The sequence below is a fragment of the Shewanella mytili genome (assembly GCF_046765975.1).
Taxonomy (GTDB): domain Bacteria; phylum Pseudomonadota; class Gammaproteobacteria; order Enterobacterales; family Shewanellaceae; genus Shewanella; species Shewanella mytili.
This window is the reverse complement of the sequence record NZ_JBKOUD010000002.1, coordinates 202,787-228,775: the sequence shown is the minus strand read 5'-3', so window position 1 is coordinate 228,775 and position 25,989 is coordinate 202,787. Positions and strand designations below refer to the sequence as shown.

The window sequence follows — 25,989 nt, the reverse complement described above, 5'->3', positions numbered from 1 at the left end:
CTTTTACAACTTAATGGATTAAGCTGTTTTAACTTTTCTGTGGAAATGGAATACGCCTTTCCACGAACCCTGCTGGTTCACTTTGGCAGGTTTTGCCTTAGGTGCAGGGACTGCGGCTGTAGCCGCTTCGTAAAGGGCGCTTACCCAACCACTCTGTGCGGATTTCATGGCAAATTCCTCTGTTCTTTATCTGTGTACAACTTTAGTATTAGTGTTGCTATAGGTAAAATGAATTAATTCCATAGGTAGGATTCCTTAAAAGAATGAATATTCCAATCAAGACCTTGCATTGCTTTTTACGGCTGGTTGAGATAGGCAACTTTACTCGGGCGGCCGAGCAGCTCTATCTGACCCAACCCACATTAAGCAAAATGATCCAGCGCCTGGAAGAAACGCTGGATCAGCAACTGTTAATCCGTAGCAATCAAAAGGTGGAACTCACCCAGGCCGGACAGATTTTTCATGCCAGCGCCAGCCAGATCATGGGGCAGTGGCACCGCATGGAACAGGAACTGGCCAATCTGTCCGGGTTGAAATCCGGTCATCTGCGCTTGGGGGTGTGTCCGATGATGAGCACCCTCACCATCGACCTGCTCACCAAATTCCGCCAGACCTATCCCGGGGTGGAAATCAACATGCAGGAATACGGCGGGTACGGTTGTGAACAGGCCTTGCTGGCAGACACCCTGGACATTGCCTTCACCGCGTTGCCGGTGACCAATTCAGAGCAGCTCTCAGCGCTGCCGCTGCAGGGCTACCCGCTGAAAGCCTGCTTGCCGGTCAGCCATCCGCTGGCAGCCAAGGCAAAAATCAGCTGGCAGGATCTGGCGCCCTATCCGTTCATTCTCTATAACGAGGATTTTTCCCTGGCCAAACAGTTTGCCCGGCTTACCAAAGAAGCCGGGGTGACACTGAATATCGCCTTTCGCAGCGGTCAATGGGATTTTCTGGGGGCGATGGTGGAAGAAGGCATGGGACTGGCCATTTTGCCAGAGCCCATCTGCAATAAACTCCACAGCAACCGCTTGGTGTTTTTGCCCATGGAAAACGAGCTGTTCTGGCAGTTGGGGCTTATCTGGCGCAATAACCTGCCGTTAACCCCCGCCGCCGAGGCATTGCTGACGCTCAGTCGCCAACGCACCTGACACGCGCTTGCCTATTTGGTGGTCGGGATCACCAGCACGTTGCTACGGCTGCGCTGCAGGATGTTTTCTGCAGTGTTGCCCAGCATCCAGCCCATCAGCCCTTGGCGCTGCCGCGCCCCCATCACCAGATAGTCACTCTTGAGCCGGCAAGCCAGCTGATACAGACACAGATCCGGATCGCCGCAAACAATGTGCACCTGCTCTTTGGGTAAGCCGATTTGCGCCAGTATCAGCTGATGGCGCTGGTAGGCGTCCTTCACCAGTTGCTGCAAGTTGAGCACTTCCAGATCGCGAATAATGCGCGGTACCCGCAAGATGTAGGCAAGGTGCAGTGTACCCTCGCTGGCATCAGCCAACATGCGGGCATGTTGCAGCACCTGCTGGTTAAGTTGCTGCTTGTGTTTGTCATCCGTGTCCAAATCCAGTGCCATCAACACGCTGGAGCCATGCTGCAACGGATTTTGCGTCAGCAGCATCACCGGCACTTTGGTAGTGCGCAGCAGTTGCCAGTCAGTGGGTAACATATGCTCACTGGAATGGATACCCTTGACTATCAGCTCAAATCCTTCATTGGCGGCGTACTGGCTGGCATGTTCTGCCAGATATTTGCTCCACACCACATGCAGTGGCACGTCACCGGCCTGCAACTGATTGAGTCTTGCGGTTAATTCCTGCTGCTTTTTCTGCTGCAGCTGCTGCTTGGCCTCTTCGTAAATGATGGGATCACCAGAAAAATATTCATAGCAGTAGGCAAAAATCTCCGGGTCTTTGCCCAGTTGCTTGGCCAATTGCAATCCCTTGGTAATGACATCGGTGTTCGCAGATTCATGCGGTTCAACAATAAACAGTTTTCCCATGTGATTTCTCCCGTTTTTCACTGGTTTTTAGGCAGAAACTGGACTCTACTCAATAGAGGGGCAAACGGTGGCGCCCTTTATTTAAGTGTATCAAAGCGGGGAAGAAACGTGCCGATAGATGACTTGCTAATTGCGCTGTTTTTGATCCTGTTACTGTCCCGGTTACTGGGGGAAGGTTGCCAGCGGCTCGGCTGGCCTGCGGTGGTGGGGGAAATCGCCGCAGGCGTCTTGCTGGGGCCGTCAATACTGGGGTGGCTTGCCCCCAATCAGCTGCTGGCCAATATTGCCGAGCTGGGGATCATTTTGCTGTTATTCAGCATCGGCACCGAAACCTCTATCAAACGGCTGTACCATGCAGGCAGCCAGGTGCTGCTGGTGGCCCTTATCGGGATTGCCCTGCCGCTGCTGCTGACAGGTTTTGCCGCTTATTACGGCCTGCAGTTGTCACCCTTTGCCGCCATTTTTTACGGCTGCGCCCTCACCGCCACCAGCATTGGCGTTTCCCTGAGCGTGCTCACCCATGCCGGGCAACAACAGCAACATACCAGCCAGATCATCCTCGGTGCCGCCGTGGTGGATGACATCGCCGGCGTGGTATTGCTCAGCGTGCTGTTCAACTTTGCCAGTAACGGCCATATTGCCCCGGGACAACTGCTGCAACTGATTGCCACCCTGCTGGCCTTTTTGCTGCTGGCGCCGCCCTTGGGGCGGATGATGGTTTACCTGCTGCGTTTTGCCAGCGGCCACGCCCGCAATACCGGGTATGAAGCGGTGGTGATGCTGGCGCTCATCTGCCTGTTCGCCTGGCAGGCCCACCATGCCGGCGCCCCGGCCTTGCTGGGCGGGTTTTCTGCCGGGCTGGCGTTATCCCGACAGTTTGTCTGGCCCTGGCAGCGTTATTTGCAAAATCCCTACCCCTTTACCAATAAACTGGAACACGCCATGAAACCGCTGACCGAAGTGTTCGCGCCGATTTTCTTCGTGTATGTGGGGATTAGCGTGGATTTAAGCCAGCTGCAACTTGATGGTGGCAACCTTTTGCTGATTGGCGCCATGATAGTGCTGGCACTGGCAGGAAAACTGCTGGCGGGGCTGCCGGTAAAAGGCCCATGGCGCGACAAATGGCGGGTAGGCTGCGCAATGATCCCCCGGGGCGAAGTGGGGCTGGTGTTTGCCCAAATCGGCCAGCAGTTGCACATCATTCCGCCGGAGGTGTTCACCGAGCTGGTACTGGTGATTATCATCACCACCCTGCTGGGGCCCATGCTGCTGAAATGGCTGCTGCCCAAGCCCCAGCCATCGTCCAAACCATCATCCAAGCCATAGCAGCGCTTGTTACCCGCACCGCTCAGTGCCCGCTTATTGCCGCTGGAAATGCCGCTGCAAAAAATCCGTCAGCGAGCGATACAAGTGGGTTTTTACCGCATTACCGCGCATGGAGTGCTTGGCACCGGGATAGTTGACCATCTCGAACAGCTTGCCCTCATCCTGCAACGCCTTGTACACCCGGGTGCTGTTTTCAAACAGCACATTGTCATCGGCCATGCCGTGATACATCAATAACCCTTGCTGATAACCGCCAAGATAAGGCAGCACACTGCTCTGTTGATACCCTTGGGGATTTTCGGCCGGATGTGCCAGATAACGCTCGGTGTAATGGGTGTCGTACAAGGCCCAGTCGGTGACCGGCGCGCCACTGATGGCCAAGGCAAAATCTTCCGGCGCCTTGAACTTGCACATCAAGGCCATGTAACCACCGTAGCTGTGGCCGTAAATGGCAATCTTGCTGCCATCCACCCAGGGCAGGCTACGCAAAAACGCCACGCCGCGCTGCTGATCGGCTACCTCCGCCACGCCCAGTTGCCGGTAAATGGCCTGCTCAAAACGGGTGCCCCGATGGCCGGAGCCGCGATTATCCAACTGAAATACTGCAAACCCCTGTTGCAACAGGTACTGGGTGAAATAATCCTGACTGCTCCAGCTGTTGACCACGAGTTGGGCATGGGGGCCGCCATACACCCGCACCAGCACCGGATAACGCTTGGCAGGATTGAAATTGGCCGGCTTGAACAGGCGGTAATGCAGGGTCTGGCCGTCATCGGCGCCAAGGGTGCCAAACTCGGGCAACTGCCACAAACCCGCATAAGGGTACAATGGATGCCCCGGTTTTACGGCGTTTTCCTCCACCCAGCGCAAACGTTTGCCACTGGCATCGTGCAAACTCACTTGGGGCGGCTGAGACAGGGAGTTGAAGTAATCCAGATACACCGGCGCATTATCGGCAAAGGTGGCATCATGCATCCCCGGCCGCTGGGACAAACGGCTAAGCCCGCTGCCATCGAGACGCACTTTATACAGGTGCTTTTCAATATCGCTGTCTTTGCGACCGGCAAAATACACCCAGCCTTGGGACTCATCCACATGGCGGATGCTGTCAACGGCCCAGTTGCCTTGGGTCAGCTGTGCCAGCTGTTTGCCATTGGCATCAAAGCGGTAGATATGGTTAAAGCCGCTGCGCTCAGAGCTCCATAAAAAACCGCCCTGTTTCAGGAAGTGCAAATCGTCATTGAGGTTAATCCAGGCGTTACTGCGCTCTGTGAGCAGCAATGCCGGCGCCCCCTTTGTATGGGTGTCAGCCATGCGCAGTGCCAGTTGCTGCTGGTTGCGGCTCTGCCACTGAAACGCCAAATGACGGCTATCGGGCAACCAGTTCACCCGTGGCAGGTAAAAATCACGGTCATCGCCAAGATCAATCCAGCGCAGCTGCTTGTTGTTGATGTTGATAACCCCCAGCTGAATGAGCACGTTATCACTGCCCGCCGCCGGATAACGCTGCTGAATGAGCTTGATGCCGTCGGCATAAATCTCGTTGCGGGTGACTTCAGTAACCGGCGATTCATCAATGCGGGTAAAGGCAATGGCCGACTCATCCGGCGCCCACCAGTAACCGGTCATGCGCCCCATCTCTTCCTGGGCCACAAATTCTGCCATGGCGTTTTTAATCACACCGCCACCGTCAGTGGTTAACTGGGTCAGTTGATTGTCCGCCAACCCCAGCAGCCATAAGTTCTGCCCGGCCACAAAGGTCACGTAATGGCCTTTGGGCGACAATTTGGCATCGGTGGCAAAGCCGTCACCTGTGGGCAACAACCGCGCCTTGCCGTCTGCCAGCGTGTAGTAATAGAGTTTTCCGGCAGAGGGGATAAGCAGCGCCTTGCCATCATCCGCCCAAACATACTCCATGATGCCCTGCCCAAAAATCCGCTGGCGTTCGCGACGGGCTTTTTCTTCATCAGACAACGCCCCTTGGGATAATTTTGAGGCGTCCAGCAACAGGCTCACCTCACCGCTGGCCACATCCATCTGCCAGAGATCGTAAAAATGCAGATCATCCTTGCGCCCCACCAAAAAGGTGGCCAGGCGGCCATCGGGCGACAGGGTTAACTGGCGCGGACTGCTGCCGGCCAAATCCGGCGAGGCATGCAGCCGTTCAACAATAAGTGGTTCGGTGCCACCGGTGAGGGTTTGGGCAGCAGCCGTGCTGCCAAATGCCATTGAAAGTGTCATAAATGCAGTGTAAATCCAGTATCGGGACATGTAAGTGGTTCCATAGCGGCCAAACGGCAACGGAAAATCCGGTGCTCCATTCTGCCCTATTTTGCCCCCCTTGAACAAACAGCCACCACAAGCGCTGAAAGCCGCACTTTTTTGCGTTATGATTAGCCCCCAGGAACGGCTCCCGAATTCACATTAAGGAAACAGCATGCAAACCCTGGCTCAAACTCTAGCCAACCAAGCTATTCCGGCATCGCTGGTGCAACTGCTCCAGACCCTCGCCACCACTTCAGTTGCCATCAGCAACGCAGTACGCCGAGGCGCACTGGCGGGTGTATTAGGCAGCACGGATCATGAAAACATACAGGGTGAAACCCAGAAGAAACTGGATATCATCACCAACGACATGCTCAAGGACGCCCTGCGCGCCGATGGCAATGTACGGGCGCTGGCCTCGGAAGAGGAAGATCTGCCGGTGATCCTGGGCGATAACGGCGATTATCTGGTCTGCTTTGATCCGCTGGACGGCTCATCCAATATCGACATCAACTCACTGGTAGGCACCATTTTTTCCGTATTGCCCGCCCCACAAGGTGATGTGAGCGAGCAAAGCTTCCTGCAAAGCGGCCGCCAGCAACTTGCGGCAGGTTACGTGCTCTATGGCCCCGCCACCATGCTGGCCCTGACCACCGGCCACGGCGTGCAGCTGTTCACCCTTGACCCGCAAAGCGGCGAATACCTGCTTACCAACCCGGCGGTCAGCATCCCCAAAGACACCGCTGAATTTGCCATTAACATGTCTAACCAGCAGTTCTGGGAAGCCCCAATGCAAACCTACATCAGCGATTTGCTGCTGGGCAAAATCGGTCCTCGGGAAAAAGCCTTCAACATGCGCTGGATTGCCGCCATGGTGGGCGACGTGCACCGGGTATTGTCCCGCGGCGGGATTTTCACCTATCCCACCGACAACAAGAATCCGCAAAAGCCCTATAAACTGCGCCTGATGTACGAAGCCAACCCCATGTCGTTTCTGGTGGAACAGGCCGGCGGCAAGTCCAGTACCGGTTACCAGGCCATTCTGGATATCGAACCGCAGGCCATTCACCAGCGGGTGGCGGTAATCCTCGGCTCCGCCAATGAAGTGGATGCCTGCCTGGAATACCACGCGCTGGATTACAGCAGCGAACCTGCGCTTTAATCCACCTGCATAGCGGCGGTTTGCCAGCGTTGGCAAGCCGCCAAATCGCGTTATAATAGCCGCCACTTAACGCTAATTCATGCCGGCTATGCCGCCAAGATTCCACTTACCGTGAAGGATAAACAAATGAGCTTACTTGCTGTGCCTGCGGGCATCTCTCTGCCAGACGATATCTACGTTGTGATTGAAATTCCACAAAACCACGACCCCATCAAATATGAAGTGGACAAAGACACCGGCGCCCTGTTTGTGGATCGCATGATGACCGCGCCCATGTTTTACCCTTGCAACTATGGCTACGTAAACCAAACCCTGAGCCTGGATGGCGACCCGGTAGACGTGCTGGTACCAACCCAGTACCCACTGCAGCCTGGTAGCGTGATCCGCTGCCGCCCTGTTGGCGTACTGAAAATGACCGACGAATCCGGCGAAGATGCCAAAATCGTGGCCGTACCACACGACAAGGTTTCCAAAGAATACAAACACATCAATGATGTGAACGATCTGCCAGCACTGCTGAAAGCACAGATCAAACAGTTCTTTGAACACTACAAGGATCTGGAAGAAGGCAAATGGGTAAAAGTGGACGGCTGGGAAGATGCCGCCTCTGCCCGCGCTGAAATCCTCTCCAGCGCAGAACGTTATAACGAAGGTAAGTAATTGCCTTTCGTTGCTCGTTCGATGGAAAAGCCCGCAAACGCGGGCTTTTTTGTTTTTGTAGCCTGACGGCAACGGGAGTTGCTGGTAAGCTCTCGCTTCATTTCACTAGCGCCGCTGATTAGCATGAGTTCTATCTGCTGCGCGCCGATGCTGCTGTTTTTACTACAGCTATAAATCGCCTGCAGCGGGCTTATGCACACGCATCCTTGTGGCACGATGCAAGTACATCCGTGTAATCTCGACGCCAGCATCCATGCTGGCGACGGCCACAAGTCCGCATGTGCTGGGAATTCTCGGAGTAATCCTGTAGATTAAGGTGCTGAGGCTGGATTAAACAACACAAATGTAATTCAGCATGTAAAGGCCAATCCTAAATTTATAAGGAATTGATTTAGAACTGCGTATGGCATTTGAAATTAAAGGGTTAAACGTGAGTCCTGAAGACCTAGAGCAATTAGGTACCAAAGAAAAATTTTGGTTTAACTTTAAAGGTGGCAACGTTCGATGGCTGTTTAAATACTCAAGGGAAAACACCGGGGAGCATTGGTCATAAAAAGTTGCGGAGGAACTATGCAAAGCTTTAGGTATTCCGCATGTTAAATACGAAATGGCTCACATGAACGGCAGATATGGAATTGTATCTCCTAATGTTATCCCAGATAAACACCGAATGATTATGGGAAATGAGGTACTACATACTGATAGCCCATCAACCTACCCAGAACCAGTTCGAGATACGCAGCAGTTTGTCAGAGTTAAAGAACACCAGAATTCAGATAATAAGTGCACCACTCAACAAATCAGCCAGTCCTGCGAGAGTGTGAAAAATTAACTCCTATTAAGCCAATATTCATACTTTTCAATTTCCAAAGGAATGCATTATGGTAGTTGCAATTAACATATTTCTTTTGTTCTTGACGTTACTGCTAATTGTTTCAAACCAGAGATTTAAGGAGCGAGAAGTTAAATTTATAATATTTGCATTTTCAGTCCCACTGACGGTTTCGATTGTTTATGATACCTTGGGAGAGAATGTAAGTTTGATTGTTATGACTTTGATTTTTATAACTCTGTTTTTTTATAGGTGTAAATCTAAGTGAAGGTGCGATTAAATTGCTAATCTAAGTTAATTATAGCGTGTTCTGCAGACTGGTTGAGTAAGCAGTCGATGTAAAACTGTATTTATAGGGTTGAGAAGAGTTTAAATGTCACTCATTGTTAACTACTCAATCTTTGATGTTTGCGCTAATACAAGAATATGCATTTACTGTTTAAATTCTTTACTAAATAAAACACACGATACAACATCTAATATTTTTAGCTTAAACCCACAGAATTGTCGGGCTTCACCAATTCCCCTTAGCGTAGCGCAGGTGCGTTGGGCAGGCATCAAGCAATCGAGTCAAGGACGACGAGAAGCGATGGTGAGGAATGGATTCCGAATCAGAGCGATTTTCGCAGATGACAAACCAGAAGCACCGTAGCGTTTTGCGCCGTGGGGCGTCGTCGGGGTTCCAAGGGGCGAGGGACGAGCATCGCCCCTTGGTCGCAGTGTGAGCGCGACAGCTCACGACTTTCGCAACCTCAGGTTGCAATCACGCAGTGATAAATCTTAGCTGCGCCAGCTACATAGATGCAGACCAATCTTATCAAGCACGAACTGTGCAACGTTCCAACACCAAACGAATTGGCGACACCCATTCCCCTTGGCGCTGCGCAGGTGCGTTGGGCAGCCATTGAGCAATCGAGGCATGAAGGCCGACGAAGCCGCACCGAGGAATGGATACCGAGTTGGCAGCGATTTGCGAAAATGGCTGCCCATAAGCCCGTAGCGTTTTGCGTCGTGGGACGGTAGGGGGATTGATAAGGGGGCGAAGCCGTCTAGCCCCCTTATCTCGTCGTATGAGCACGAAAGCTCACGACGTTGCCTAGATCGCCAACTTACCATCGCGCAGCGATAAAACGAGATCAATAGCTGAATTACGCCGAATTTCAGGCAAAAAAAAAGCCGGTGGGGGGAACCACCGGCATAAACGCAACATGAAGACCTGAGAGACTCAGGATAGGTTTGCCTGATTGGGGGATCAGGCGACGATTACCAAACCCAAAGGGCGGTAATCAAACTGTGGGTGATAGCCAACGGGCAATCACTGCAATACTTACGAAAAAATCCAGGCAAATACCGGGGCGCCCACCACCATGGTAATACCGGCAAATATCATGGTCAGACTGGCCACAACGCCTTCTTGCTGACCGATTTCAGTGGCTTTGGCGGTACCTGAACCGTGGGCAGAAGCCCCCAATGCCACCCCTTTACCCAACGCGGTATGAATATGGGCCAGACGAAACAGCGGCTCACCAATCACCATACCGATAATCCCTGTGAGCATGACCAGCATGGCGGTCAGCTCGGGCACGCCACCAAAAGCGTCAGTGGCCTGCAGTGCAAACGGTGTGGAAACGGAACGCACCAATACACTGTGGCTCAACTCGGCTGGCAGCGGTACAAACTGCACCAGCAGCCAGGTGGACGTCAGGCCGAACATCACCCCGGCCAGCACCCCAAAACTGATGGTAATGGGGTATTTGCGGATCAACTGCCGCTCACGATAAATGGGCAAGGCGAAAGCAATGGTGGCGGGTGCCAGCAATGTCACCAGCCAGTGTGTGTATTCAAAATAAGTGGGTAACGGGATGGACAGCAACACCACCATTACGATAACCACCACCGGCGCCATGATGCTGGGCAACAACCACCAGGTTTTATGACGACGATACAGAGCCTTGGCCGAGTAATAACTGGCAACGGTAATTGCCAGACTTAACAATGCCAATAATGTTGATTGGCTCATAACTTTATGTGACCTCTCGCTTTTTGCCGAGCCATCTGCCGTTTAAGGTTTAATTTGCGCTCGAAACGGAATACCCTATCCACCACAATACCGGTACTGAGCAGTACGCTGGCTGAACCCACCACGAGAGTGAACAGAATATTCAGGCCGTAGTGTTCCAACAAATTTTCGTACTTCAGCACTGAAATCATTGGCGGAATGAAGAACAACAACAGGTCACCAATGAACCATGCGGCGCCCAGTTGCAATGCTTTTTCCGGAATGATTTTTAAAGCCAGTGCCAGCAATACCACAAACAACCCGATAACACTGCCAGGAATGGGCGAGTGGATCATGGCCGCAATGGCATGCGCACCCCAGGCCAACAAGCAGATAAGACCTATCTGCAACAACGCTGCACTGTAGTGTTTACTCTGCGCCAGCAGTAAACGGCTGCGGTGACCGTGGGACGAACGAATAAAACTTTGCATTACACCACCAAAAAATCTCTTATTGGCAGTTATTGTAGGGTGACAATTTAGATAAAAAAAATGAATATTAATAATAGATAGGATTCCGAAAGGTTATCATATGGATCTGAAAGTCATTCGCTATTTCATTGAGATTGTGGATCACTGCGGTTTTGCCAAGGCCGCAGAAGCCATTCACATCACCCAGCCGGCACTCTCCAAGGCCATCAACCTGCTGGAAGAGGAACTGGAGCTCACCCTGCTGGAGCGGGGCAAACGCGGCTCCCAGTTAAAACCCACTGCCTCCGGCGAAGTGGTGTACCGCTACGGCATGCAGCTGTTAAAGGTCAAAATGGAGATGCACCGGGAGCTGGAAGCCCAGCGCAGCCTCAACGCCGGTGAGTTGCATCTGGGGCTGGCGCCGTTGGGAAGCGCCGAAATTTTCGCGCCGGTCATCGCCAAATATCGCAGTCTCTATCCCAAAATCAACATGCAGCTGTTTGTCCGGGGCGGCATTGAACAGGCCATTGCCCTGAAAAAACGCGATGTGGAGCTGGCCACCGGGATTATCTCGTTTGATGAGGAGTTTGAAGGTTTTTGCATTCGCCGCAATCATATGGAAGTGGTGTTACCCAAACAGCATCCGCTGGCAAGACACAAAGAGCTCTCATTAAAACAGCTGGAAAACGAACCCCAAATCCTGTTTGACGAAGAATACGCCTTGCATGAGCTGGTGTTTGGCGGATGTGTCAAAGCCGGTTTCATGCCCAAGGTTGCCACCAAAGTCAGCCACCCGGATTTTGGCATTACCCTGGTGGCCGCAGGCACCGGCGTGATGATCATCCCCGAGTTCATGGCCGAGCGCCATGCCGTGGCAGGCGTCAGCCGGGTCCCCCTAGCCACCTGCGATCTCATCTGGGAGCTATCACTGTTCTGGCGTAAAGGCCATCCCTTATCCTTTGCCGCCCAGGCCATGGTGGAGCTTATCCGGGAAAAACTGGCCGCCGAGCCACTATGAGTGCCACGCCACTGCGCCTTGGCATGGCCATGTGGTCTCACGCCCACTGGCAACAGGTTTACGGGGAACACTGTGCCCCCGCCCAGCGCCTGGCCCGGTACGCGCAGGTATTTGGCAGCGTTGAGGGCAACACCAGTTTTTACGCCACCCCGTCACCAGCCATCGCCACGGCTTGGGCCCAAGCCGTACCGGCCTCGTTTCGTTTCACCTTCAAGTTGCCACAAACCATTACCCACCAGCAACAGCTGCGCCACTGCCAGCAGGCGTTAACGGATTTCTTTAACGCCATGGCGCCGCTGACCGTAAATACCGGCCTTTGGCAAATTCAGTTGCCGGCGGCTTTCGGCCCGGATGCCCTGCCCCTGCTTGCGCGTTTTTTGCAACAACTGCCCAGCGGCCTTGCCTTTGGGGTGGAGGTGCGCCATCCACAGTTTTTTGCCAAGGGCGCCGCAGAGCAGCAACTCAACCGGTTACTGATGAGCCGGGGGATAAACCGCATCATCATGGACAGCCGGCCACTGTTTGCCGACCAAAGTGCAGATCCGCTCACCCTTGATGCGCAGCAAAAAAAGCCCAGGGTGCCGGTACATGCCATTGCCACCGGACCCCATCCCATGGTGCGTTTTATCGGCCAGCTGGATTTGGCTGCCAGTGAGCGGTTATTCACCCCCTGGCTTGCAAAGCTCAGCCAGTGGCTGGCCCAAGACCGCGAACCTTATCTTTTTGTACACACCCCGGACAACGCCCAGGCACCGCAACTGGCCGCCAGGCTTTGGCAGCGTTTATCTGCTTACCAACAATCGTTGCAGCAACCGCCCTTACCGCCCTTGAACTGGCCGGATACCGGCACCAACGCGCCACAGCTCACGCTGTTTGAGTGAAACCTCATAGCCCCCGCCAGGTTTTACCTCCCCCCAGTTTGATGCCGGATAAGGCCTGCCATGCCAATAAAATCCGCAAAACCTGCACTGGGTCATCCATTAACGTGTCGCACAAGGCAATCAACAGCTAAAGTAAACTAATACAGAGAGATAACATGGCAGGGAGACGCGATGTTTTCGTTGTTGCAGTTGCAAACCATTCTGGACACGTTGCCAGACCCGGCATTCATCATTACCCGCAGCGGTCAATACACCCATATTTTTGGGGGAACGGACAAGCGTTACTATAACCGGGGCTATAACCTTATCGGCTGCAACCTGAACGATGTACTGGCAGCCGAAAAAGCCAAATGGTTTGCCCAGCTGATAGCCACCGTACTCAGCACCGGGCAAATGACCATTGTGGAGTATCAGCTGCTTAAATCCGATGTCAAAGGGCTGGAAGACGGCCCGGAGGAGCCGCTGTGGTTTGAGGCCCGCATTCAGCCGCTGTCTTTTCCGGTAAACGGGGAAGATGCCGTACTGTGGGTTGCCAGCAACATCACCGTGCGCCACCAGCTGGAGCAACGGCTGCAACACCTGAGTGAAATTGACGAGCTATCCCACCTCTATAACCGCCGAAAATTGCGGGATCAACTAACCCGCCAATTCAACCTGTTCCATCGCCACCACACTCCCTGCAGCATTTTGGTGTTTGATTTGGACTACTTCAAACAGCTGAACGACAGCTGCGGCCACTTGATTGGCGACAAGGTGATAGAAGCCGTAGGGCGCGTATGCCTGCAAACCGTGCGCGATGAGGACGTGCCCGCCCGCTATGGCGGCGATGAGTTTGCCATTTTAATGCCCCAGACCAATCGCCAGCAGGCCTGGAGTGTGGCTGACAGGTTGCGGCGCAAAATACAGCGGGTGTTGCTGGAGATGGACTTGCCGCAAAACTGCAGCAGCATCAGCGGCGGGATCAGTGAATTTCTGCCCGAGGACGGCAAAATAGAAGCCTTGCTGGAAAGGGCTGACCGGGGGCTGTACATGGCCAAGAATCTCGGTCGCAACCGCATTTGCAGCAAGTATTGACCCTGTAGCTGCAAAAAAGCCGGCAAACGCCGGCTTTTTCATGCTGCGCTACAATCAGGCTTCCGGACGCATGGCCGGGAACAGGATCACGTCGCGAATGGTGTGGCTGTTGGTGAACAGCATCACCAGGCGGTCAATCCCAATGCCCTGACCGGCGGTTGGTGGCAAACCGTGTTCCAGTGCGCGAATGTAATCGCCGTCGTAGAACATGGCTTCATCATCGCCGGCATCTTTGGCGGCAACCTGAGCCTTGAAGCGGCTGTCCTGATCTTCAGCGTCATTCAATTCGCTAAAGCCGTTGGCCACTTCACGGCCGCCGATAAAGAACTCAAAACGGTCGGTGATAAACTCGTTATCATCGCTACGGCGCGCCAGCGGTGAAATGTCCGCAGGATAGCCGGTGATGAAGGTGGGCTGCATCAGTTGCGGCTCGGCGGTTTCACCAAAAATCTCTTCCAGCAGCTGACCACAGGTCCAGAAAGACTCGATTTCCACGCCAACGTCTTTGGCCAACTGACGCATGAAGTCCAAATCTTTCACGTTTTCGTAAGTCATCGCCTGGATGGTGGCGTTTTGCGGATTGTAGTGCTGGATGGCTTCAAGCATGCTCATGCGGGCATAAGGACCGCCAAAGTCGATGGTGTGTTCGCCATAGGCCACTTTGGTATCCCCCAGCAACTGGCGGGCGATGGAAGACAGCATCTCTTCGGTGAAGTCCATCAGGTCGCGGTAATCCGCATAGGCCATATAGAATTCCATCATGGTGAATTCCGGATTATGGCGAGGTGACAGCCCTTCGTTACGGAAGTTGCGGTTAACTTCAAACACCCGCTCAAAGCCGCCTACCACCAGACGTTTCAGGTACAGCTCTGGCGCAATGCGCAGGTACATGTCGATGTCCAGCGCATTGTGGTGGGTGATGAATGGACGGGCAGAGGCGCCGCCAGGAATGGCGTGCATCATGGGTGTTTCCACTTCCATGAACTCTTTGCTTTCCATGAAGCTGCGGATGGCACCCACCACTTTGGAGCGCATCTTGAAGGTGTTGCGGGATTCTTCGTTGACAATCAAATCCACGTAACGCTGGCGGTAACGGGTTTCCTGATCGGTCAGCCCGTGGAATTTTTCAGGCAGTGGCCGCAGGGCTTTGGTCAGCAGCTGGTACTCTTCCATATTGACGAACAAATCGCCTTTATTGGAACGGTGCAGCTGGCCCTTAACGCCGATGATGTCACCGATATCCAGCCCCTGATAACGGGTTTTCAAATCTGCCTGCACGGCTTTATCGGCATAGACCTGAACTCGACCGGACACATCCTGCAGCACCATGAACGGACCACGTTTAGCCATAACCCGGCCGGCAACAGCGGTGTGGAAATCCAGCGCTTCCAAATCTTCCTTGCTCTTGTCGCCAAACTGCGCTTCCAGCTCGGCCGCCTTGTGGCTGCGACGGAAGGTGTTAGGGTGACCATTGGCAGGCCCGGTTTCGCGATAGTGCTCCAGTTTGGCACGACGCTCTGCAATCAGCTTGTTTTCATCCAGTTGTTCAGTCATTTCAGTTTCTTCTCTACTTACAGCCCGGATTTAAGGCTGGCTTCAATAAATCTGTCCAAATCTCCGTCCAGCACCGCTTGGGTGTTGCGGGTTTCCACGCCGGTACGCAAATCCTTGATGCGGGAATCGTCCAATACGTAGGAGCGAATCTGGCTGCCCCAGCCAATATCGGATTTCAATTCTTCCGCTGCCTGCTTTTCGGCATTGTGTTTTTTCAGTTCCAGCTCGTACAACTTGGCCTTCAGCTGTTTCATGGCCGTTTCCTTGTTCTTGTGCTGGGAACGGTCATTCTGACACTGGGTCACGGTGTTGGTGGGAACGTGGGTAATACGTACGGCAGATTCGGTACGGTTTACGTGTTGACCACCGGCACCGGAGGCGCGGTACACGTCAATGCGCAAATCTGCCGGATTGATGTCAATCTCAATGGAGTCATCAATTTCCGGATAAACGAACACGGAGCAAAACGAGGTATGACGACGGCCACCGGAGTCGAACGGTGACTTGCGAACCAAACGGTGCACGCCGGTTTCGGTACGCAACCAGCCATAGGCATATTCGCCGCTGAATTTGATGGTGGCACTCTTGATGCCGGCCACTTCGCCATCTGACACTTCAATCAGTTCCGGACTGAAATTGTGCTCTTCGCCCCAGCGCAGGTACATGCGCAGTACCATGTTGGCCCAATCCTGCGCTTCGGTGCCACCGGAGCCAGACTGAATGTCCAGGTAACAATCGGATTCATCGCTGTTGCCGGAAAACATGCGGCGGAACTCCAGTTCCTCCAGCTCTTTTTCCAGTTTGTCCAGCTCCTGCTCGGTTTCGTTGAAGGTGTCTTCATCTTCCTCTTCAACGGCCAGTGCCAGCAGTTCGGATACGTCTTCAAGCCCTTGGTCCATGTCGTCGATGGTTTGCACCACCTTTTCCAGGGACACCCGTTCTTTGCCTAATGCCTGGGCCCGTTCCGGGTCATTCCAGACGTCTGAGCTTTCCAGCTCGCGGACCACTTCTTCCAGACGCTCTTTACGGGCGTCATAGTCAAAGATACCCCCTAAGGAGTTCGGTGCGTTCCGTCAGCTCCTTGATTTTGTTTTTTACCGGATTTACTTCAAACATGTGGACTCTACTTTGCTTAAATTGGAACATTAACATGCTATGCAGCCGCGCATTTTAACCTAAGCGACCGCTGAAACCTATCATGACGGGCCAGATTGTCGAAAAAAATCCCAACAGTAAAGCCGCTGAATTGACGCCCAATAGCAAAACAGCGCCCGCAGGCGCTGTTGTCATCCATCATCGGGCTCAGAGACGAAACTGCCCCACCAGCCCATCCAGATGCTGGCCACTGCCGGAGACGGTTTCGCTCATTTGTGCCGCCTCTTCGCTGGCTCTCGTAAGCTCAGCCACAATCTCCTGAATTTTATAAATATTGTGGTTGATTTCCTCCGTAACGGAACTTTGCTCCGTCGCGGCGGTGGCAATCTGGGTGCTCATGTCGTTAATGGCGGTAACCGAGGTAGTGACGCCGCCCAGGCTTTCAGAAATCAGCCGGGACGATTCCACGCTGCGCTTGCAGTTTTGCTGGCTTTGCTCCATGGCGCCCACGGCCTGTTCCACCAACGCATGCAACTCACTGAGCATGTCGTTGATTTCCAGGGTGCTGGCCTGGGTACGGCTGGCCAGGTTACGCACTTCATCCGCCACCACGGCAAATCCCCGTCCCTGCTCACCGGCCCGGGCCGCTTCAATGGCGGCATTCAATGCCAGCAGGTTGGTTTGCTCGGCAATGCCGCCAATCACGGTCAGTACGCTATTAATCTTTTGCGACTGTTCGTTCAATGCATCAATATGCGCAGCGGCGCTGTTTATCTCGTTCATCAGGGCGGAAACTTCGGTCAGGGAGGTGTCCACGCAATCCTGGGCCTTGGCTACCTCGGCGGTGGCTTCACGGGTGGCATCGGCCACCTGATTGGTGTTGTTGGCCACTTCCTGGGCGGTGGAAGACATCTCAGTAATGGCGGTTACCACCTGATCGGTTTCCTGATTATGATTAAACAGCTGATCGGCAATGGATTTACTCTGCTCATGAATGCATTGGGCCGCATCGTTAAGCTCCCGGGTGCAACCGGCAACGTTTTGCATGATGTGCTGCAGTTTGTCCACAAAGAGGTTGAAGGCGTTGCCTAACTGGGCAATTTCATCATGACCGCTTATCTGCAGCCGTTTGGTGAGATCCCCTTCCCCTTTGGCAATGTCATTGAGGTTATGCAGCATGTTCAGGATGGGGGTCATCATCCGGCCGGAGATCCAGAATACAATAATGGCACTCACCAGCATGATCACCACGATGGCACCGATAATCAGCCAGATTTTATTGAGGATCATCTCCTTGGCATTGCTGTGATATGCCGCCACCGCCTCTTCAATGTCATCCACATAGGCACCGGTCCCGATAATCCAGTCACTGCCTGGTACGGCAGCGGCATAACCGAGTTTTTCCACCAGCCCCTCACTGCCGGGTTTTTGGTAATAAAAGCTGAGGAAGCCATCCCCGTTGCGCACGGACTGCAATAACCCCTGCACGATTTTAATGCCTTTGGGATCAGTCATGCCGATTTGTTCAGTGCCTTCCAGTTCGGGTAACAAGCCATGGAAGATATTGCGTCCCTGACCGTCATAAATATAGAAATAGCCGGCATTGCCAAAGCGGACGTTACGCAATGCCTTGCCGACGTCGCCATGATGCTGGCGCTGGTAATTGACAATTTCGCTGGCCACCTGGGTGACATGCACCAGTTCCTGGCGGCGTTCATCAATCAGCTGCTGACGAACTTCCTGCACGTTTTCCTGCAACAGATCCGATTCGGTAATATAGGAAAAAATCCCAACAGCAGTGCCACAAAACAGTAAAGGTACCAGCGCCAACAGTAGTATCTTATTGCGTACACCCAACTTCATCTCAGCAGATCCCCAGTCATGGTTGAAGATTGCCAGTATAGCGCGTTGCCGCCCGGATAGTGCTAACTAAACGGCAAAAACGCCGATTTCATCCCACCAATAACACGGCTACCGGCACGGCAACAAACAGCAAAATCAACACCAGTAACGGCAGCTTCCAGATGCGCAGCAGCAATACCCCCAGCAGCACCATGGCCATCTGCCACGGCTGCTGCACGGCACTGACAAATACCGGCTGATACAGGGCACTGAGCAGCAGCCCCACCACGGCCCCGTTCACCCCGGCAACAGCGGCGCCGATGGCCGGGCGCTGCACCAGTGACTGCCAGTTGCCGTTAAACACCAGCACCAGTAAGAACCCCGGCATGAAAATGGCGAGCGTGGCCACCAATGCGCCCCAAAGTGGCGATGACTGCCATAACTCGGCACCGAGAAATGCCGCCAGACTGAACATGGGGCCAGGCACGGCCTGCGCCAGGGCATAGCCGCTCAGGAACACATCGTATTCCATGCCCTCTGCCACCCGGCTTTGCAATAGCGGCAGCACCACATGACCACCACCGAACACCAAGGCACCTGTCTGGTAAAAATCGGCGAAGATGCGCCACAAGCCACTGCCACCCAATGGCACCAGCAATAGCAGGCAAAACAGCAGCAACGGCCACCAGCGCAGGCTAACGGCAGCAGGCGCGGCATCATTGGCAGGCAGGCGGCAGTAATAACGCCCCGCCACCGCAGCCAAGGATAGCAGCAGCAACTGCATGAAAGGATAAGGGAACAGCAACAAAATGACGGCGGTAACCAACGCGATGGTCACCGTAAGGCGCTGCTGACAATACTGGCGCGCCATGCCCAGCACCGCATCTGCCACCACCACCACCGCCAGTAACTTCAGTCCGTCAATGACGGCAAGCATCAGGGGAGCGGAGCCATACGCCAGCCCGAACCGCGCCAGCACATACATCAGGATGAAGGACGGCAGGGTAAACCCGGCAAATGCGGCCACGGCACCCGCCAAACCGGCCCGATGATAGCCAAGGGAAAACCCCACCTGACTGGAACCCGGCCCCGGCAGAAACTGGCAAAGCGCCACAATGGCGGCATATTGGGATTCATCGAGCCATTTTTGCTCCTGCACAAACACCCGCCGGAAATAACCGATATGGGCCGCCGGGCCGCCAAAACTCACCAGTCCCAAGAGTAAAAAGCGGGTGAAAATCTGCCACATGTGATAATGCTCCTGCCGATAAATTCATCTATAGAGGATTATCACAACTGTTGTTGCACAAATATGACACCCGACGAGATTATGCCGTGCGCCGCAGCAGTGCCAACACCTCGAAATGATCGGTATGGGGGAACATGTCAAACAGCTGTACTTGCTGCAGCCGGTAACCATCAATACTGGCCAAATCCTCGGCCAGGGTCTTGGGATTGCAGCTGGAGTACAACAGATAATCCGGCGCGAATGCACTCAACTGCTGACATAACGCCTTGCCAAGGCCCCGCCGCGGCGGGTTGACAATGATCACATCCGGCACATCCTCTGCCGCCTTGCCGGCAGCAAAATCCGTTGAGTCCAGCGCCTGAAAGTTCACCTGCGTCAGCCCCAGCTCCTTGGCCGACAGCCGGGCACAGGCAATGGCCTCGGCTTCAATTTCAATGCCAGTCAAGCGGGTGCTTGCCGTGGCGCAATGCAAGCCAAAACCGCCAACGCCACAAAACAGATCCCAAACCGAGCCGGGGGCGATGGGTGCCAGCCACGCGCTGGCAGTCTGGTAAAGGGCGGCGGCCACTTGCGGATTGGTCTGGAAAAAACTCTTGGGGCGGATATAAAGCGGCACATCGTTAAACACTTCCCGCAGCCGCGGCGCGCCCGCCAGCCAGATTTCCTGCTCGCCTTCAAGCCTGGCCATATGCACCGGCTGCAAGTTGGCCGTCACGATTTTTATCTTGGGAAACTGTTGTAACAACTGCGGCAACTGCTTTTCAATCCGCGCAATGGCGGTGGTGGAGCGCAGCACGAAACGCAGCATGAATTCGCCGCTCACCTGGGCCCGGGTCAATAAAATGTACTTTAACTCGCCCTTGGCTTTGTCCACCCGATAAGGCGGCACCCCAGCCTGCTGCACAAAGTGGGTTAACTGTTGCAGCAATTGCTGCATGTCTGCCGGATATAATGGGCAATCACACAGGTTTACCGGCATGCCATCAGCCCCGGGAATGCCCAGTACCGGCTGATGGGCACTGCCCAAAACCACCATTTTTGCCTTGTTACGAAAAGCACTGGCAGCACCCTGCACCGGCGCCAGCCATTGCGCAGGGGAAAAAGGCGCCAGCAATTGCTGCAAATACGCCTGTTTGGCTGCCAGCTGCGTGGCCAAAGGTTGCTGGATATGGCGACAGGACAAACAGCGCCCTGCAGAAAAATGATGACAATTCACGGCAGTTCCCAAAACTGGTTAACGTTTTTCCACGACGGAAAGCGGCCACACTGTAGCGGCTTTAACGCTAAAAATCATCCCAATGGTAACGTATCCACATCCGCAATCACTTGCCGCGGCCCCAATAACGGCGCAATACGCTCGAGCACCTGTTTGGCGGTATGGCGAAAGGTGGTGAGTTTGCCGCCATAAAGCGACCACAACCTTGGGTGGGAAGGCTGGCACAGGAGCTGAACCTCCCGATTACGGGCAAACATGCTGTTGTTATCGGCCGGTAACACCCGCATGCCGCTGAAGCTGGCAAGGATTTTATCCTGCAAGGTTGCCATGTTTCCCGCCAGCGGGAAGTAATGCCGGTAAATGCCCAGCAGATACAGCACCTCGGCCAGCGTGATAAGCGGCTGGGGGGAGTCGCAATGGGTTTCGGTGGTGCCCAGCAAGGTTTTGCCCTGCCAAGGCATGACAAACACCACGCGCTCATCAAAACAGGACTCCAGATACAAAATCCCCGGCGGCGCTGGAATATCCAACAACAAGTGGCTGCCTTGTACCCACTCGATTGCCGGTTGCATCAGCGGCGGCTCAACCTTGGCCAGCAGTTGATTGACCCAGGCACCGGTGGCGTTGACCAGCACTTTGGCACTGACCTCGCAGCAACGGTGTTGTTGCTGATAATGCACCCGGCACCCCTTGGCATGATGGACCACTGCCGTGCACTGTGCCTGCAGCACGACTTCCGCACCCAGAGCCCGGGCACTGTCCACCACCGCTTCGGTCAAGCGTTTGTCATCGGCTTGGGCATCCCAGTATTGGAACATGTGAGTCATGCCCGCCAGCCGCAATCCGGGAAATTGTGCCCATTGGCTGCTGGGAATGGCATGAAAACGCCCCAGCGGATCGCCCCGGCTTAACAAGCCATAAAGGCTGAGCCCGGCGCGGATAACCAAGGCGCTGCGGCGGCTGTGCTGATAAAGGGGAATGTAAAACTTCACCGGCCGCACCAATGACGGCGCCAATGCCAGCAGCTCCCGCCTGGCCTGCAGCGCCTCGGACACCAGGCCAAGCTGGGAGGTTTCCAGATAACGCAAACCGCCATGAATTAATTTGCTGGACTGGGAAGAGGTGCCCGATGCCACCGCCCCTTGCTCCAGTAGCAACACCGAATACCCCATGGCCGCAGCCCGCTGGGCAATGCCGGCGCCGTTAATGCCCGCCCCTACAATCAGCACATCAACCATCTTCATGGTTTTTCCGTCCTCCTGCCAGCTGCCGCAACGGGCATGGTCGCCAACGTTACGGAAACTGGCACTAATGATTAACGCCGCCCGTACCTGCACAGAGCATAGCCCCTGATGCGCGGCTGCCAGGCGCGAAGGTCAATAAGTTGAGCGAATAGCTGCCACAACCTGCTGGAGGCTTGTAAGCAAGCTCCGCAAAAGTGATTTACAACACCATGTTTTTTAACATTATTTATCCACCAACATTACATGATAGATTGCTTTTAATACAAGGGAGGAGTAATTTTCACCTACAGGTGAACACCAGGAAGTATTCACAAGGGAGAACGTGATGCGTGGTTTGGCGCGTAGTGCAGTAGTAAGCTGCTTGCTGTCAGTTTTGTCAGCGCCGGCAATGGCCATATGTACGGATGAACAAAAATTGGGCGAGGTGCTTTATGCCAATAACAGCTCCTACTTTTCCAGCGAGGATGCCCGTCATCTGGATGAAATCAAGCAACTGGCCATGGATAAAAAGGATGGTTATTTGCTGTTGGAATTCAACGTGTTTGCCATTACAGACAATGAAAAGCTGCGCCACTACAACCTGTGGCTGGCCAAGCGCCGCATTGAAAGGGTCAAGCACTACCTGAACACCGAACCGCTCCCCGTGCCCATTATCACCCGCATTCGTACCGCCAGCAGCCAGGAGCGCCGGGACGTGGACATTCTGTGGTGTGAATCCTCAGCCATCAGCGGCAATTCTGCCAACCACTATTAGTGGCCGGCGCGACAACTTAACCGGTGTGGCCAATATCACCCTTGGCCACCCAACGAAAGTGCGCCAGCGCATACTTGCCCTGCAATCGTCTCAATTTAAAAACTTTTTCGATACCGGTAACAGATTTACCGCCGCAACATTAAGAATGCACATTAGCTGTTGTACATTGAATGTCGGCAAGTTTTACCCCTTCCCGGGGTAAAACCGATTCTTTCATTCCTTCACACGCGCAGGTTTACTATGTTCAGAACATTGATGCTCTGTCTGCTGCTGAGCTTCGGTCTGGTACTGAATCACGCAGCCGCCACGGAAACAGCGGTAAAATGGCATACGGTGGATAGCCAGGGACAGCTCAAAATCCCGCTGTATTTCATCTGGTCCAAAAGCTGCCCTCACTGCAAAGAGGCCCATCCGTTTATTGACTCCCTGCCCCAGAAATACCCCTGGATTGAGCTGCACGCTTATCGGCTGGGTGACGCCGAGACGCTGGCAGTCTGGCAAACACTGGCCGAGCAAACCAACACAGCCGCACGTTCCGTGCCCTATATGGCGGCCTGTGGCAAAGCGGTGATAGGCTATTCCAGCCGTGAAGTGACCGGTGAGTTCTTGCTTAACCAGCTCAAGCGCTGTTATCTGGCACAAGGCGGCAGCCTGGCACCGGAAGAGATGCCAAGGGAAGTAACAATGACCACCACGCCTGCTGCCAGCGACCAGGACTCCCCTTTTGCCACCTGCTCCAGCGACAGCGGCAACGGTGCCTGTGATGCATCCGAAGTGGTGATGTCTGACGTGCAACCGGTGGAATTGCCCCTTTTAGGCGTGGTCACGCCTGATACCATGTCCATGCCGCTCCTGACACTGGTGCTGGCGGGGGTGGATGCATTCAATCCCTGCGCCTTTTTCGTCTTGCTGTTTTTGCTGTCCATCATGGTCAATGCCAAAAGCCGTGGCCGCATGTTGCTGGTAGGGGGCATTTTCGTGTTCTTCTCCGGTTTTATCTATTTCTTGTTCATGAGCGCCTGGCTCAATGTGTTCCAGTTGCTGGGAGCCAGTGACGGCAGCATGATCATTCTGGTGGCCGGACTGCTGGCGTTGGTGGCCGGCGCCATCAACGTGAAGGAATACTTTTTTACCAAAGGGGAAGTCAGCCTGTCCATGTCGGCGGAAAACCGCACCAGCTTGCTAAAAAGGATGGGGAAACTGTCGGGCGCCTCCAGTTTGCCGGCCATGATTGTGGGTACCACGGTGCTGGCCATTCTTGCCAATGCTTATGAGCTTTTGTGCACCGCAGGCTTTCCGATGATTTATACCAGCGTGTTGTCCATGCACAACTTCCCGCCGGTAGAACGCTATATGTACCTGCTGTTTTATAACGTGGTGTATGTCATTCCGCTGCTGGCCATTGTGGTGGCGTTCAGCATGACCCTTGGCAAGCGAAAGCTGACGGAAAAAGAGGGCAAGACCCTGAAGCTGATGTCTGGCATCATGATGCTGGGGCTGGGCGGCACCTTGGCGGTTAACCCGACTGCGCTGCAAAACGTTACCGTGGCCATCGGCTTGATCCTGGGCGCCATTGTGGTGACCATCGTGATTACGCTGGTGCGAAAAATGCTGGCCCGCAGCCGCACCCAAAAATCTGCATAACACCAGATGCAGCCATAAAAAAACCGCCAAAATGGCGGTTTTTTTATGGGCATTGAGACCATCAGGCAGTTTGCGTCTCATTGGAGTGACGAATGAGATAATCAAAGGCACTCAAGGCTGCTGTGGCGCCGCTTCCCATGGAGATAATAATCTGCTTGTAAGGGGCGGTGGTGGCATCACCGGCAGCAAATACGCCAGGCATGGAGGTGGCGCCTTTGGCATCCACAATCACTTCGCCAAAACGGGTCAGCTCAATTTCACTCTCTTTGAGGAACGTGGTATTGGGCACCAGACCAATCTGCACAAACACCCCGGCCAACGCCAACTGATGCGCTTCGCCGCTGGCACGATCCTGATAATTAAGCGCCGTAACCTTAGTGCCATCACCCACTACTTCTGTCGTCTGGGCATTGGTGATGATGTCGATGTTTGGCAGTGACCGGGCCTTTTTCACCAAGACATCGTCAGCCCGCAACGTATCGGCAAATTCCAGTACGGTGACATGTTCCACAATGCCGGCCAAATCAATTGCCGCTTCAATCCCTGAGTTGCCACCGCCGATAACCGCCACTTTCTTGCCTTTGAAGAACGGGCCGTCACAATGAGGGCAATAAGCCACTCCCTTGGTGCGATATTCCGCTTCACCCGGTACGCCCAGCTCCCGCCAGCGGGCACCGGTGGCCAAGATAACGCTTTTACTGTGCAGGTTGGCACCACTCTCCAGCGCTACGGCAATCTCGTCATTACGGGTGACAGCCGCCACCCGCTGACCGCTAATGATGTCCACGCCATAAGCTTTGACATGTTGCTCCAGTGCCGCAGACAGTTTTGGCCCTTCGGTGTAAGGAACCGAAATAAAGTTTTCAATGCCTACGGTATCCATCACCTGGCCGCCAAAGCGCTCGGCAACCAGCCCGGTACGGATGCCCTTGCGGGCCGCATAAATGGCGGCTGCAGCGCCAGCGGGGCCACCGCCGACAATCAGCACATCATAGGTGGGCTTGTCATTGAGGGCCGCGGCGTTTTGCTCGGCTACGCTGCTGTCCACCTTGTTGACAATCTCTTCCAGCGTCATGCGTCCCTGGCCGAAAGCTTCGCCATTGAGGAATACCGCTGGTACTGCCATCACGCCACGTTCTGCCACTTCTTCCTGAAACAGGGCCCCATCAATCATCACATGGGTGATGTTGGGGTTAAGGCTGGCCATTAAATTCAGTGCCTGCACCACATCAGGGCAGTTATGGCATGACAGCGAAATATAGGTCTCAAAATGGTATTCGCCCGGCAGGTTACGAATTTGCTCCAGCAATTCGGGAGCGGCTTTAGAAGGATGTCCGCCTGCCTGTAACAGTGCCAATACCAGTGAGGTAAATTCATGCCCCATGGGCACACCGGCAAAGTTCACCCGGGGAGTTTCTCCCTTGGGGGCAACGGCCATGCTTGGCGTACGGGCATTATTGACTTGTTGATAAGTGATGTTGTCAGACATGGTGGCCAGTTCTTTGACCAATGCCTCGACTTCCTGGGATTTGTCACTATTGTCACTGGACACACTTAACTCAATCGGCTGCTTGATATACTGCAGATAGCTGTCCAGTTGTTTTTTCAGATTAGCGTCTAACATGTACGTGTCCTGTGAAAAAAGAAAACAAAGAGAGGAAAACGAAAAGTAATCGGCCCGCTGCCGCAGCAAACGGGCCGA

General features: G+C 54.1%; 20 protein-coding genes. 9 read left to right on the top strand and 11 right to left on the bottom strand.

The genetic code is table 11. The annotated features are described in order from the left end of the window. Positions 1-263 precede the first annotated feature (263 nt). Entirely contained in the window at positions 264-1,145 is an 882-nt protein-coding gene (locus ACIDEJ_RS03770) for a LysR family transcriptional regulator (protein WP_411986761.1), read from the top strand. A gap of 11 nt (positions 1,146-1,156) precedes the next feature. Here ACIDEJ_RS03770 and ACIDEJ_RS03765 read toward each other — a convergent pair whose 3' ends face one another. Next, the gene (locus ACIDEJ_RS03765; protein ID WP_411986760.1) at positions 1,157-2,002 is read right to left on the bottom strand and encodes a universal stress protein; all 846 of its coding nucleotides are present in this window, start codon (positions 2,000-2,002) and stop codon (positions 1,157-1,159) included. A 108-nt stretch (positions 2,003-2,110) separates the two neighbouring features. Between ACIDEJ_RS03765 and ACIDEJ_RS03760 the strand changes: the two genes are divergently transcribed. Continuing rightward, entirely contained in the window at positions 2,111-3,328 is a 1,218-nt protein-coding gene (locus ACIDEJ_RS03760) for a cation:proton antiporter (RefSeq protein WP_411986759.1), read from the top strand. Between the two features lie 33 nt (positions 3,329-3,361). Here ACIDEJ_RS03760 and ACIDEJ_RS03755 read toward each other — a convergent pair whose 3' ends face one another. Further along, entirely contained in the window at positions 3,362-5,569 is a 2,208-nt protein-coding gene (locus ACIDEJ_RS03755; protein ID WP_411986758.1) for a S9 family peptidase, read from the bottom strand. Between the two features lie 196 nt (positions 5,570-5,765). On the opposite strand from ACIDEJ_RS03755, the gene ACIDEJ_RS03750 reads away from it, so the two are divergent. Together ACIDEJ_RS03750 and ppa are read left to right on the top strand one after the other, a co-directional pair. Beyond that, entirely contained in the window at positions 5,766-6,755 is a 990-nt protein-coding gene (locus ACIDEJ_RS03750; protein WP_411986757.1) for a class 1 fructose-bisphosphatase, read from the top strand. A gap of 126 nt (positions 6,756-6,881) precedes the next feature. After that, on the top strand, positions 6,882-7,415 hold the full coding sequence (gene ppa, locus ACIDEJ_RS03745) for an inorganic diphosphatase (RefSeq protein WP_411986756.1): 534 nt from the start codon (positions 6,882-6,884) through the stop codon (positions 7,413-7,415). A 2,159-nt stretch (positions 7,416-9,574) separates the two neighbouring features. Here the strand turns inward: ppa and ACIDEJ_RS03740 are convergent. Both ACIDEJ_RS03740 and ACIDEJ_RS03735 read right to left on the bottom strand, forming a co-directional pair. After that, the gene (locus tag ACIDEJ_RS03740; protein WP_411986755.1) at positions 9,575-10,267 is read right to left on the bottom strand and encodes an LrgB family protein; all 693 of its coding nucleotides are present in this window, start codon (positions 10,265-10,267) and stop codon (positions 9,575-9,577) included. Further along, on the bottom strand, positions 10,264-10,737 hold the full coding sequence (locus ACIDEJ_RS03735) for a CidA/LrgA family protein (protein WP_411986754.1): 474 nt from the start codon (positions 10,735-10,737) through the stop codon (positions 10,264-10,266). The genes ACIDEJ_RS03740 and ACIDEJ_RS03735 overlap by 4 nt, the downstream gene beginning before the upstream one ends. A 100-nt stretch (positions 10,738-10,837) precedes the next feature. Here ACIDEJ_RS03735 and ACIDEJ_RS03730 point away from each other — a divergent pair, with 100 nt between their 5' ends. The 3 genes from ACIDEJ_RS03730 to ACIDEJ_RS03720 all read left to right on the top strand — a co-directional run bounded on the left by ACIDEJ_RS03730 (position 10,838) and on the right by ACIDEJ_RS03720 (position 13,689). Continuing rightward, complete coding sequence (locus tag ACIDEJ_RS03730) at positions 10,838-11,734, top strand: LysR family transcriptional regulator (protein ID WP_411986753.1); 897 nt, start codon at positions 10,838-10,840, stop codon at positions 11,732-11,734. Then, on the top strand, positions 11,731-12,615 hold the full coding sequence (locus ACIDEJ_RS03725; RefSeq protein WP_411986752.1) for a DUF72 domain-containing protein: 885 nt from the start codon (positions 11,731-11,733) through the stop codon (positions 12,613-12,615). Before ACIDEJ_RS03730 ends, ACIDEJ_RS03725 begins: the two co-directional genes overlap by 4 nt. Before the next feature lie 171 nt (positions 12,616-12,786). Beyond that, positions 12,787-13,689, top strand: a complete 903-nt coding sequence (locus ACIDEJ_RS03720; RefSeq protein WP_411986751.1) for a sensor domain-containing diguanylate cyclase — start codon at positions 12,787-12,789, stop codon at positions 13,687-13,689. A gap of 54 nt (positions 13,690-13,743) precedes the next feature. Here the strand turns inward: ACIDEJ_RS03720 and lysS are convergent, their stop codons facing one another. The 6 genes from lysS to ACIDEJ_RS03690 form a co-directional block, all read right to left on the bottom strand. Beyond that, positions 13,744-15,243 carry a lysine--tRNA ligase gene (lysS, locus tag ACIDEJ_RS03715; RefSeq protein ID WP_411986750.1) on the bottom strand — a complete coding sequence of 500 codons (1,500 nt, stop codon included), beginning with the start codon at positions 15,241-15,243 and terminating at the stop codon, positions 13,744-13,746. A gap of 17 nt (positions 15,244-15,260) precedes the next feature. After that, positions 15,261-16,359, bottom strand: a protein-coding gene (prfB, locus tag ACIDEJ_RS03710) for a peptide chain release factor 2 (protein WP_411986749.1) whose coding sequence is annotated in 2 segments (ribosomal slippage) — positions 15,261-16,283 and positions 16,285-16,359 — 1,098 coding nt in all. Because the reading frame shifts where the segments join, the coding sequence is not laid out codon by codon here. A gap of 186 nt (positions 16,360-16,545) precedes the next feature. Then, positions 16,546-18,201 (bottom strand): methyl-accepting chemotaxis protein, encoded by a 1,656-nt coding sequence (locus tag ACIDEJ_RS03705; protein WP_411986748.1) that lies wholly within the window; start codon positions 18,199-18,201, stop codon positions 16,546-16,548. 88 nt (positions 18,202-18,289) lie between these two features. Beyond that, complete coding sequence (gene chrA / locus ACIDEJ_RS03700; protein ID WP_411986747.1) at positions 18,290-19,429, bottom strand: chromate efflux transporter; 1,140 nt, start codon at positions 19,427-19,429, stop codon at positions 18,290-18,292. A 79-nt stretch (positions 19,430-19,508) separates the two neighbouring features. Beyond that, a complete protein-coding gene (rlmC, locus tag ACIDEJ_RS03695; protein ID WP_411986746.1) occupies positions 19,509-20,657 on the bottom strand; it encodes a 23S rRNA (uracil(747)-C(5))-methyltransferase RlmC in 1,149 nt (382 codons plus the stop codon). A 62-nt stretch (positions 20,658-20,719) separates the two neighbouring features. Beyond that, complete coding sequence (locus ACIDEJ_RS03690) at positions 20,720-21,889, bottom strand: glycerol-3-phosphate dehydrogenase/oxidase (RefSeq protein ID WP_411986745.1); 1,170 nt, start codon at positions 21,887-21,889, stop codon at positions 20,720-20,722. Between the two features lie 325 nt (positions 21,890-22,214). Here ACIDEJ_RS03690 and ACIDEJ_RS03685 point away from each other — a divergent pair, with 325 nt between their 5' ends. Together ACIDEJ_RS03685 and ACIDEJ_RS03680 are read left to right on the top strand one after the other, a co-directional pair. Next, entirely contained in the window at positions 22,215-22,643 is a 429-nt protein-coding gene (locus tag ACIDEJ_RS03685; RefSeq protein ID WP_411986744.1) for an OmpA family protein, read from the top strand. A gap of 240 nt (positions 22,644-22,883) precedes the next feature. Continuing rightward, positions 22,884-24,287, top strand: a complete 1,404-nt coding sequence (locus ACIDEJ_RS03680) for a cytochrome C biosynthesis protein (protein ID WP_411986743.1) — start codon at positions 22,884-22,886, stop codon at positions 24,285-24,287. A gap of 61 nt (positions 24,288-24,348) precedes the next feature. On the opposite strand, the gene ahpF is transcribed toward ACIDEJ_RS03680, so the two are convergent. Further along, positions 24,349-25,911: an alkyl hydroperoxide reductase subunit F gene (gene ahpF / locus ACIDEJ_RS03675; RefSeq protein WP_411986742.1), complete on the bottom strand. Its 1,563-nt coding sequence runs from the start codon at positions 25,909-25,911 to the stop codon at positions 24,349-24,351. Positions 25,912-25,989: the final 78 nt, after the last annotated feature.

What these genes read in the sequence shown, in the direction of transcription:
- ACIDEJ_RS03755 (WP_411986758.1), bottom strand. Translation starts at nt 5,569, where the DNA reads ATGACACTTTCAATGGCATTTGGCAGCACGGCTGCTGCCCAAACCCTC.
- ahpF (WP_411986742.1), bottom strand. Translation starts at nt 25,911, where the DNA reads ATGTTAGACGCTAATCTGAAAAAACAACTGGACAGCTATCTGCAGTAT.
- ACIDEJ_RS03690 (WP_411986745.1), bottom strand. Translation starts at nt 21,889, where the DNA reads ATGAAGATGGTTGATGTGCTGATTGTAGGGGCGGGCATTAACGGCGCC.
- ppa (WP_411986756.1), top strand. Translation starts at nt 6,882, where the DNA reads ATGAGCTTACTTGCTGTGCCTGCGGGCATCTCTCTGCCAGACGATATC.
- ACIDEJ_RS03705 (WP_411986748.1), bottom strand. Translation starts at nt 18,201, where the DNA reads ATGAAGTTGGGTGTACGCAATAAGATACTACTGTTGGCGCTGGTACCT.
- ACIDEJ_RS03725 (WP_411986752.1), top strand. Translation starts at nt 11,731, where the DNA reads ATGAGTGCCACGCCACTGCGCCTTGGCATGGCCATGTGGTCTCACGCC.
- chrA (WP_411986747.1), bottom strand. Translation starts at nt 19,429, where the DNA reads ATGTGGCAGATTTTCACCCGCTTTTTACTCTTGGGACTGGTGAGTTTT.
- ACIDEJ_RS03685 (WP_411986744.1), top strand. Translation starts at nt 22,215, where the DNA reads ATGCGTGGTTTGGCGCGTAGTGCAGTAGTAAGCTGCTTGCTGTCAGTT.
- ACIDEJ_RS03720 (WP_411986751.1), top strand. Translation starts at nt 12,787, where the DNA reads ATGTTTTCGTTGTTGCAGTTGCAAACCATTCTGGACACGTTGCCAGAC.
- lysS (WP_411986750.1), bottom strand. Translation starts at nt 15,243, where the DNA reads ATGACTGAACAACTGGATGAAAACAAGCTGATTGCAGAGCGTCGTGCC.
- ACIDEJ_RS03750 (WP_411986757.1), top strand. Translation starts at nt 5,766, where the DNA reads ATGCAAACCCTGGCTCAAACTCTAGCCAACCAAGCTATTCCGGCATCG.
- ACIDEJ_RS03735 (WP_411986754.1), bottom strand. Translation starts at nt 10,737, where the DNA reads ATGCAAAGTTTTATTCGTTCGTCCCACGGTCACCGCAGCCGTTTACTG.
- ACIDEJ_RS03740 (WP_411986755.1), bottom strand. Translation starts at nt 10,267, where the DNA reads ATGAGCCAATCAACATTATTGGCATTGTTAAGTCTGGCAATTACCGTT.
- ACIDEJ_RS03730 (WP_411986753.1), top strand. Translation starts at nt 10,838, where the DNA reads ATGGATCTGAAAGTCATTCGCTATTTCATTGAGATTGTGGATCACTGC.
- ACIDEJ_RS03770 (WP_411986761.1), top strand. Translation starts at nt 264, where the DNA reads ATGAATATTCCAATCAAGACCTTGCATTGCTTTTTACGGCTGGTTGAG.
- ACIDEJ_RS03765 (WP_411986760.1), bottom strand. Translation starts at nt 2,002, where the DNA reads ATGGGAAAACTGTTTATTGTTGAACCGCATGAATCTGCGAACACCGAT.
- ACIDEJ_RS03680 (WP_411986743.1), top strand. Translation starts at nt 22,884, where the DNA reads ATGTTCAGAACATTGATGCTCTGTCTGCTGCTGAGCTTCGGTCTGGTA.